General features: G+C 50.3%; 7 protein-coding genes. 2 read left to right on the forward strand and 5 right to left on the reverse strand.

Going from position 1 to position 6,000, the window contains the following annotated elements:
- Nucleotides 1-181: 181 nt before the first annotated feature.
- Together rpmF and JCM10914_RS27325 are read right to left on the reverse strand one after the other, a co-directional pair.
- On the reverse strand, nucleotides 182-355 hold the full coding sequence (gene rpmF / locus JCM10914_RS27320) for a 50S ribosomal protein L32 (RefSeq protein WP_023967225.1): 174 nt from the start codon (nucleotides 353-355) through the stop codon (nucleotides 182-184).
- A gap of 57 nt (nucleotides 356-412) precedes the next feature.
- Entirely contained in the window at nucleotides 413-922 is a 510-nt protein-coding gene (locus JCM10914_RS27325; protein WP_023967227.1) for a DUF177 domain-containing protein, read from the reverse strand.
- Nucleotides 923-1,054: 132 nt separating this feature from the next.
- Here JCM10914_RS27325 and JCM10914_RS27330 point away from each other — a divergent pair, with 132 nt between their 5' ends.
- On the forward strand, nucleotides 1,055-2,290 hold the full coding sequence (locus tag JCM10914_RS27330; protein ID WP_023967229.1) for a nucleotidyltransferase: 1,236 nt from the start codon (nucleotides 1,055-1,057) through the stop codon (nucleotides 2,288-2,290).
- On the opposite strand, the gene JCM10914_RS27335 is transcribed toward JCM10914_RS27330, so the two are convergent.
- Complete coding sequence (locus tag JCM10914_RS27335; protein ID WP_023967231.1) at nucleotides 2,280-3,320, reverse strand: SepM family pheromone-processing serine protease; 1,041 nt, start codon at nucleotides 3,318-3,320, stop codon at nucleotides 2,280-2,282. The genes JCM10914_RS27330 and JCM10914_RS27335 overlap by 11 nt on opposite strands.
- Nucleotides 3,321-3,433: 113 nt before the next feature.
- On the opposite strand from JCM10914_RS27335, the gene JCM10914_RS27340 reads away from it, so the two are divergent.
- Nucleotides 3,434-4,666 carry a nucleoside recognition domain-containing protein gene (locus JCM10914_RS27340; RefSeq protein ID WP_023967233.1) on the forward strand — a complete coding sequence of 411 codons (1,233 nt, stop codon included), beginning with the start codon at nucleotides 3,434-3,436 and terminating at the stop codon, nucleotides 4,664-4,666.
- Here the strand turns inward: JCM10914_RS27340 and coaD are convergent.
- The gene (gene coaD / locus JCM10914_RS27345) at nucleotides 4,644-5,159 is read right to left on the reverse strand and encodes a pantetheine-phosphate adenylyltransferase (RefSeq protein WP_023967235.1); all 516 of its coding nucleotides are present in this window, start codon (nucleotides 5,157-5,159) and stop codon (nucleotides 4,644-4,646) included. The two genes, JCM10914_RS27340 and coaD, sit on opposite strands and share 23 nt — an antisense overlap.
- On the reverse strand, nucleotides 5,149-5,754 hold the full coding sequence (rsmD, locus tag JCM10914_RS27350) for a 16S rRNA (guanine(966)-N(2))-methyltransferase RsmD (RefSeq protein ID WP_036720452.1): 606 nt from the start codon (nucleotides 5,752-5,754) through the stop codon (nucleotides 5,149-5,151). The genes coaD and rsmD overlap by 11 nt, the downstream gene beginning before the upstream one ends.
- Nucleotides 5,755-6,000 lie beyond the last annotated feature (246 nt).

Here is a 6,000-nt window from a genome sequence, read left to right on the forward strand (position 1 = left end):
ATCTTACCGAGCCGTCCGCCAAGCCGTTTCAAGGACAACTCCTCTATATAAAAGTTAGTCGCAAATATTAGAACCTGGTACTAATGTAAAGTATAAATCATGTCACGTCAAAAAGAAAGAGGGTGAAAGACAAAAAAAAATAGCACCTCACCAAAGATGAAGTACTACTTATTAGTCAAAACTATTGTTTGATGATCTCTCTTGCTTTATAAGTTCCGCATACTTTGCATACGCGATGAGCAAGTTTCAATTCACCACATTGTTCGCATTTCACCATACCTGGCACAGCCAGTTTGAAATGAGTACGACGCATGTCACGACGTGTCTTGGACGTTCTACGTTGAGGTACTGCCATGTTCCCACCTCCTTATCAATTGAAGCCCGTTTAACCGGGAGTCATATCCATCATTCATCATTTAAAGAAGTCCTTCAGTCCGGCCAACCTCGGGTCGATTACTTCCGTATCGCAGTTGCACGAACCTTCATTCAAGTCCTGGCCACAATTCGGGCACAGTCCCTTGCAGTCGGTATCGCATACCGGGGCGAGCGGCAGATGGAGTAAAAATGCTTCCTCTACATACGGTGCGAGATCCACACTCTCACCTTGAACGTATGTCGTATCGTCATCCTCATCCTGAACAGCTTCAGGATCTTCCACCGGCTGGAATACTTCATGAAAAGGGATGTCCACATGTTCGATAATCGGCTTTAGGCACCTGGAACATCTCATCTCCAGACCACCTTGCAACGATCCGCGAACATCTACCGTACCGGAAACCGACGGGGTTACCTTCAGATCCACCTGAAGCGGCTGAACTGCAACAATATCCTTTCGGCCCTGAGCGGCATCGTTAACATCCACGGTTTGATGGAACTGTAACGGTTGATCGCTGGTTGTCAATTTACGAAATTGAATAAGCATATCCATCACTCCAAACAAACAAAGATTATTATACCGATTCTAGCAGAGTTTTGTCAACAGGATAACCCGGAAGAAACATCCTGAATCCCCAATGAAATATTATGTTATATTCATAACGAGGAGTTGAACGATATGAAAACTGTAGGCATAGTGGTTGAATACAACCCTTTACATAACGGTCATGTGCTTCATTATCAAAAATCCAAGGCGGTCACCGGCGCCGATGCTGTCGTGGCTATTATGAGCGGACCTTTCCTGCAGCGGGGCGAGCCTGCGATCGTCTCCAAGCGCGCCCGTACCGAAATGGCGCTGCTAATGGGGGTGGATCTCGTGGTGGAGCTGCCGATCAGCTACGCCGTCCAGCCGGCAGAATGGTTCGCCCATGGAGCCGTCGCCACCCTTAACGCCACTGGCGTCGTTGACGACCTGTGCTTTGGCTCCGAGAGCGGTTCCCTCGATCTGATCTCACCGCTGGCGCAGAAGCTTGCTCTAGAATCCCGCGCCTTGCAGGTCGAAATTGACAAGCGACTGCAGGAAGGATTGAACTTCCCGGCCGCATACGGTGCAGCTGCTGCATCCGTATGCGGGGACTCGGAAGCATCGACCGATGAGCTGCAAAAATTACTGACCCAGCCCAACAACTCGCTGGGACTTCATTATCTGATGGCTTTGGAACACCTTCAGAGCCCTATTACGCCTTATACTATCCCAAGGGAAAGCGCGCAATACCACGATCCGCTTCCTGGCTCATCCTCGATCGCAAGCGCAACCTCCATCCGAAATATGATTCTTGCGGATGGCCTGGAAGGAGCCGCACCTTACATACCAGATTATACATATGAAATCCTGAAGCAAGAATTCAGTGACGGGCAAGGCCCCGTTACTTGGGAAAGATTTCGTCAGCCCTTGTTCCACACGCTCTTGACCCATACAAGCCAACAATTGGAACAGCATCTTGAAGTAACCGAAGGACTGGAGTATCGGCTTCAACGCATACTGCCACAGCTGGAGACCCCCACCGTTGAACATCTGTTGGTGGCATTGAAGACGAAACGTTACACCCGCACCAAGCTTCAACGTATGTTGCTGCACATTATGCTGAATCATAGAAAATCCGAGATGAATCCAGCAGCGTTGACGCTGGGGCCAGGGTATATCCGAATCCTTGGTTTTAACGCCACCGGTCGCGTGCTTCTCAGGCGAATGAAGACAACTGCTACGCTTCCTATTATTCATCAGCCGGCCGATCTTACGCATCCGCAGCTGCAACAGGACACGATGGCCCAAGCTGTATATGCCAACGCCTTTGCCGCTCCAGATACACGCAAGTTCTACAGCGACTACCTACTGCCCCCGATTATTCTTTAGTGGGCAGCGACTCAAGATAATCCACCGCGTCCTGTAGCTTCTCGACGGGGATGAGTTTCATCTCCGTCTTAATCTTATCGGCACGCTTCTTGGCTTCATCATAGTTTTTTTGCGGGACGAAGAAGAAATCGGCATGCTTCCGGTCAGCCGCCACGATCTTATGTTTAACTCCCCCGATGGGCCCTACGTTCCCCTCTTTGTCTATCGTCCCCGTGCCAGCTATCCGGTAGCCTTTGCTCAGATCGCCGGGTGTTAATTGATTGTAGATTTCGAGCGTGAAGATCAGACCCGCTGAAGGACCACCGATCCTGGTATCCTCAAAGTGGATCGTGTGTTGCGAATTAACCGGCTGTACCTTCTGCATCGTAGCGATCATGACACCGAGTCCAGGGCGTTCTGTCCCGGTCTTGCTATCCTTGATGCTGACCAGCGGCACTTCCTCGTTCACGTTTTTTCCTTTGCGCTCAAGCTCTACCGTCACTTGATCCCCAATGCTCTTTCCACCAAGCAGTTCCGCCAGCTTTTCCGTATCCTTGGTCGGTTCGCCATCTACGCTAATCAGCTTATCTCCTGGCTGGAAATAAGCACCGTTCGCTGATTGGTCCGATATGGACATGACAAATACATACGCCGGCTCAATGCTGTATTCAACGCCCGCCTGATGATACGCCGCCTCCATAGCCGATGACTGCGAAGAATTCATGTAATACACCTGCGTCGCCGTATACTCCTCTTTGCTCTGATCTCCCATTCTCTCCGCCTTCTTCACAACCTCGGCGTTAGGATTAAAGGCAGACAGCATAAGTAGCGCAATGTTCGCATAGCTGGCGGACACCGTAGTCATCATGAACGTTCCCTCTTCGTCCGGATCATGCTGTTCCACACGGATCATCGGACGAACCTCTTCTGCGCTACCAGGCTGATAAATGAGATAAGGCGTGGGCATATACACAACGACATACGCCATCATGGCCACAACCAGCAGGTACAGCGCAATTTTCAAGCCATTCGGTTTTACATACTTTTTCATGGGTATTCCCTTCCCTCCGCCTTATATGTCCAGCCATCTATCAAGTAGGTCTGACGGTTGTCTCCTTCGCATAAAGTTGTACTAGCCATGTTTACGCAGAAAGGAGTTTCGTTATGAATCGAGGCCATAAGGCCAAATCATCAAGCGGACTGTGGAACACCCTCCTGCTGGGTGCCGCCGCCTTCCTGCTTGTTGTGGCAGTTGTCAGCGCCCCGGAGCCAGCCTTTAAGGCTACCCTGCAGGCGCTAAAGCTCTGGTGGAACATTGTATTTCCTGCCTTATTACCATTTCTGGTATTAGTGGAAATATTAATTGCTTACGGCTGGGCACACGGGGTAGGTGTACTATTAGATCCCCTCATGCGAAAAATATTCAAGCTCCCGGGTAAGGGAGGCTGGGTAATGATCAGCGGGATGACGGCAGGTTTTCCTGCGGGAGCTCAAGCCGCCTCGTCCATGTTGAAGCAAGGAGAGTTAGAAGCTGATGAAGCAGGCAGGCTTTCCGTTATATCACATTTCTGCAACCCGATGACGATCATCGTTGTTATTGGCACCGGACTGCTGCACCGCCCGGAGGCAGGTTATCTGCTGCTTCTCATCCATTGGATGTCCGGTCTTCTGGCTGCCTGGACTTTCGCTCTCCTCAGACGAAAGCCCCCCGCCGCAGAGCGGCAGTCACTGGCTAATCCCAATCCGCCGGTCTTCATTCCTTCCGGATCAGCTGCTCCGATCATAAAGCAGGCCGCAGCGGCCGCCATGGCCGCCCACGAGCGGGATGGGCGCGGTTTTGGCAAGTTGCTCGGCGATTCGGTTACACGCTCCGTTCAGACCTTAATGATGACCGGTGGATTCATCCTGTTTTTTGCCGTGCTCACGAGCGTGTTCGCTGGACAGTTGGTGCCCTATATTCCATCATATCTCATTCCCGGACTGTTGGAGGTGCATCTTGGCGCCCAATCTGTCAGCAGCTCTACCTTCTCGAACGGAGCTTTGCAGTTAGCCCTGCTCTCGGCCATCCTCGCTTGGAGCGGAGTCAGCGCACAACTGCAAAGCCTGTCCCTCATGCGTGAATCCGGCCTCTCCTGGCACCGCTTTATACTGACACGGCTCATACATTCGGCCTACGCATTCATGCTGACAATAGCTTTATGGAAACCGGTCAGCACGCTCTCAGCCGGTATTATCCCGGCCTTTGGCACAGGACCCGCAGAGCATTCCGTTCATGTGCACGTGTTCAACATGTGGGCTAACCTGCCCGCGTTCTTACAATTTCAAGCTGTTATCTGTCTAGTCATGATCGCTGCATTCTATATCTGCTCACGCTTCATTGATCGTTACCGCCATTAAATTTGCGACGGAGTGCTGCGTCTACCTCACGACTGACCAAATCGGTTGTATCTCCATTAAAATGAGCAATTTCCTTGACTAGACTGGAGCTTAAATAAGAGTATTTCGGATGGGTCATCATAAAGATCGTCTCGGCATCCGGATTCAGTTTATGGTTGGTTGATGCCAACTGGAGTTCGTACTCAAAATCCGTTACTGTACGAATTCCGCGCAGAATGACCTGAGCATTCTTCTGGCGAATATAATTCGCAAGCAAATCCCGGAAGCTGTCGATCTCTACGTTCGGCAGATGTTCTGTTGCCTGTCGCAGCAGATCCTTCCGTTCCTCCACTGTAAACAGCGGGTTCTTGCTCAGGTTATTGAGTACGGCCACAATGAGCAGATCAAACTGCTTCGAAGCTCTCGTGATCAAATCCATGTGCCCCATCGTTACAGGATCGAAGCTTCCTGGATAAACTGCGACACGATATGTAGTAGAACGTTCATTGGTCATCTTGCTCTTCCTCCTTGTCAAGCTTCCCTGCTTGATCTAACGCATATTCATAACGGTATATCGATACGGCGATTTCCCCGTACCTGGCGGTTCTCAGACAGCGGAAATCCGCAAAATTCTCAGGATACGCGTATCCTGATTCGTATTCCAATACGACGATAGCTCCATGCTTCAGCAATGCACGCTCGGCCATATCGATCATTAGCTCATCGCCATTCTTGAAACGATATGGAGGGTCGAGAAACACCAGTTCGAAGTTCGTTCCCCGTTTTTCCAAAGCCTTCAAGGCTCTCCCTGCATCATTACGATACACTTCTGCCTGCTCTTCTAGTCGGGTTGCCTTCAGATTTTCCTTAATCGTTGTAATACTCTTGGGTTCCTTATCAATAAAAACAGCATGATCCATCCCGCGGCTCAGCGCCTCAATACCTAGACCTCCCGTGCCTGCAAATAAATCAAGCGCGTTCCCGCCCTCGAAATACGGGCCGATCATACTGAATATGGACTCTTTCACTTTATCCGTCGTCGGACGGGTGCCCATGCCGGGCACGCTTTTGAGCGGCCTTCCCTTGGCACTTCCCGATATTACTCTCACTGCTTCATTCACCCGCTTCTATATCTGTAAAATGAGTAATATGACCTGATGTCATAGACAGTGAATATCGTAACACAACATGGCCGCATATGAAAAATGAAACATGCCTCCAAGCAAGTTTTTTCATACCATATGTATATTATGTGCGGAGACGGGAATCCTTGAACTATCGACATCAATTGAATGTCGTAGACAACCGCGGAGAAGACTTACGTTTCCCCATAAGCTCTTCGTCCGGTTTCTCCT

This window comes from Paenibacillus sp. JCM 10914, assembly GCF_001315105.1.
In the GTDB taxonomy this organism is placed as follows: Bacteria; Bacillota; Bacilli; order Paenibacillales; family Paenibacillaceae; genus Paenibacillus_AQ.

Bases quoted from the DNA above. Each gene is read 5' to 3' on its own strand.
- rpmF (WP_023967225.1), bottom strand. From the start codon at position 355: ATGGCAGTACCTCAACGTAGAACGTCCAAGACACGTCGTGACATGCGT.
- JCM10914_RS27325 (WP_023967227.1), bottom strand. From the start codon at position 922: ATGCTTATTCAATTTCGTAAATTGACAACCAGCGATCAACCGTTACAG.
- JCM10914_RS27330 (WP_023967229.1), top strand. From the start codon at position 1,055: ATGAAAACTGTAGGCATAGTGGTTGAATACAACCCTTTACATAACGGT.
- JCM10914_RS27335 (WP_023967231.1), bottom strand. From the start codon at position 3,320: ATGAAAAAGTATGTAAAACCGAATGGCTTGAAAATTGCGCTGTACCTG.
- JCM10914_RS27340 (WP_023967233.1), top strand. From the start codon at position 3,434: ATGAATCGAGGCCATAAGGCCAAATCATCAAGCGGACTGTGGAACACC.
- coaD (WP_023967235.1), bottom strand. From the start codon at position 5,159: ATGACCAATGAACGTTCTACTACATATCGTGTCGCAGTTTATCCAGGA.